General features: G+C 62.8%; 1 protein-coding gene and 1 pseudogene. One reads left to right on the top strand and one right to left on the bottom strand.

The features are described 5' to 3' along the window. Positions 1-65: 65 nt before the first annotated feature. Positions 66-569: pseudogene (locus IEY69_RS21540) on the bottom strand (transposase); the annotation flags it as partial. Between the two features lie 224 nt (positions 570-793). On the opposite strand from IEY69_RS21540, the gene IEY69_RS21535 reads away from it, so the two are divergent. Beyond that, complete coding sequence (locus IEY69_RS21535) at positions 794-2,782, top strand: DEAD/DEAH box helicase family protein (protein WP_189075118.1); 1,989 nt, start codon at positions 794-796, stop codon at positions 2,780-2,782. The last annotated feature ends 25 nt before the right edge of the window (positions 2,783-2,807 follow it).

Raw genomic sequence — 2,807 nt, 5'->3', positions numbered from 1 at the left:
GTGGCTTGAGAATCAAGCCACCTGCTGCGCTACTCCGGCGTCACTCAGGTTAAGTTGCCAGAACCCTCGTAGCTCACGGTCGTGTCGTGCAAGTTGGCTGGTCGGACCAGATACTGCACGATGGCACCTGAAGCGGTCACCCACGCGTGCAACTTGTATCCGTAGACGTCTCCCTGCGTGCCATAACCCCAACGAGCACCAGGAAACGAGCACCGCTTCCCCCGTTTGGGTCGGCACACGGGCAGGGGCATAGAATCGACGATCACTTCCGTGCAGGACTGTGATGGGGTGGCGACCGCTTCAAGTCGTTCAAGCAATCGCTGTCCCCGGGTATACGCCTGCGTGTAGGAGGGAAGATCGTGTCGATCTTCCCTCAGGAGGTTCCACCAGATGGACGGGAACGGATGTTTGAAGACCAGTCGGCTGAGCAACAGGGCGACCAGCAGTGCGTCGCTCAGTTTTTGGTGCGAACATCGCTTGAGGTCACTGAAATGCCGTTTGGCCCAGCGGTGAAGCTGACGGATGACGGCTCGTCGGCCTAAACTGTGATGGAGACGGTATCTAGCCATACCGTCTCCATTTTTTGCCCTCTGGGAGCCATTGAACAGGTCATGGCGTGAGCCCTAAACGAGGTAAGGAATAGAGGCCTTAATCGCACAGGCTCAGGCATCTCGAGAACACATCACTAGGTTGCTCGCCTCTCTCCAAACCCAGGCTTTTTCCGGCGAGCTCAGTTTTCGGGCTCTCGAACTAAGATAGCTTCCCCTCCACGCATCTCCTCCGAGGTACTTTCTTGTCGAATTTTGCTTTCTTGCAGGAGTGGCCTGAACTGTTTCAGGCGGCAGCGCTGGCCGAGAACTACGTCCGCAGTGATCCACGCACGGCGAGCTTTCACGCTCGGCGCGCGCTGGAGGGCCTGGTCGGGTGGTTGTTCACCAACGACCCCGAGTTCAGCCCGCAGCCTTACGACACCAGCCTGAATGCGCTGCTGCGTTCGGACGCGTTCACGCGACTGGTGCCGTCCCAGGTGCAGCCTCATGCGGATCTGGTACGGCGTGAGGGGAATCAGGCGGTGCATGGGGGGCGGGAGATCACGTCCGGGCAGGCCATGGGGACCGTGCGTGACCTGTGGTATGTCGCCCGCTGGTTCGCCTGGAACTACGGGGCCGATGAAAACGCCGCGTTGCCTGAGGCGTTCAGTGAGACGCTCGTGCCTGCGCCCGCAGCGGACGCGGCCCGGCTGTCCCGCAAGCAGCTGGAAGAGCTGGAGGGCCGCCTTGTTCGCGAGCAGTCCGAGAGGGAGGAGTTGCGCCGCCGGGTGGAAGGGTACGAGGCGGAGCTCAGTGCCCTGCGGGTGCAGGTGCGGGCCCGGAAGAGCCGCAACTCGGGCCGCGCCGTTTCCATGGCCAGCAGTGAAAAAGCGACCCGCGAGCGGTTGATTGACGTGCTCCTGCGGGAGGTCGGGTGGGAACCGGATGACGACAACGTCCGCGAGTACCCAGTCACGGGAATGCCGACGACCAGCGGGAACGGGTACGTGGATTACGTGCTGTGGGGCGCGGATGGGCGGCCGCTGGCAGTCGTGGAGGCCAAGAAGACCAGCGTGAATGCTGAGGACGGGCGTCAGCAGGCCAAGCTGTACGCCGACCGCCTGGAGGCGCAGTTCGGGCGTCGTCCCGTCATCTTCTACACCAATGGCACGCGGACGTTCCTGTGGGACGACGCCGCGTTCGCCCCGAACGGTGGGTATCCCCCGCGGGATGTGGCTGGGTTCTACGCGGCGGACGAGTTGGAACTGGCTATCCAGCGTCGGCAGACGCGCCTGCCGCTGGCGGATCACGCCATTCAGAACGAGATCGTGGAGCGGCCCTATCAGCACTTGGCGGTGCGGGCGTTCACGGAGCGGCTCACGGGGCGGCAGCGCCGGGGGCTGATCGTGATGGCGACCGGCACAGGCAAGACGCGCACGGCGGCCGCCATCATTGAGCTGCTGCAGCGGGCCGGGTGGGTCAAGCGGGTGCTGTTCCTCGCTGACCGTCAGGCCCTGGTGAAGCAAACGGTCGGGGTGTTCGGGAAGTTCATTCCGGGCGGGGTTCACAACCTGCTGGAGGGCAAGGAGGACGCCGAGAACGCGCGGGTGGTCGTCAGTACGTACCAGACCATGCTGGGCATGATCGAGTCCGGGCAGCTCAGTGGCGGCGAGAAGGTGTTCGGGCCGGGGCACTTTGACTTGGTGATCGTGGACGAGGCTCACCGGAGCGTGTACCGCAAGTTCGGCGCGATCTTCAGTTACTTCGACGCGTACCTGCTGGGCCTGACCGCCACGCCCAAAGACGAGGTGGACCGTAACACGTACCGTCTCTTCAGCATGGAGGACGGCGTGCCCCTGTACGCCTACAGCCTGGAGGAGGCGGTGCGCGATCAGTACCTCGTGCCGCCGCGTGGACAGGACCGCACGCCCCGGTTCCTGCAACGCGGCATCCGCTACGCCGAATTGAGCGACGAGGAAAAGGACGAGTTCGACGCCCTGGAATGGGATGAGGTGGGCGGCCGACGCGAAGAGATCGCCGCGACGGAAATCAACCAGTGGTTGTTCAACCAGAGCACCGTGGATGAGGTGCTCAAGGATCTGATGACCCTCGGGCTCAAAGTGCAGGGCGGGGATGTCCTCGGTAAAACCATCATCTTTGCAGCCAATCACCTGCACGCCCTGTACATCGTCGAGCGCTTCGAGGCGAACTTTGAACTGGATAGAGTTTGGTGGAGGGTAAGTTCAGTGTGATCCACACTGGAGGACAGAATGTCCG

Source organism: Deinococcus sedimenti, from assembly GCF_014648135.1.
Taxonomy (GTDB): Bacteria; Deinococcota; Deinococci; order Deinococcales; family Deinococcaceae; genus Deinococcus; species Deinococcus sedimenti.
The sequence above is the reverse complement of the archived record's forward strand: the minus strand, read 5'-3'. Positions and strand labels throughout refer to the sequence as shown.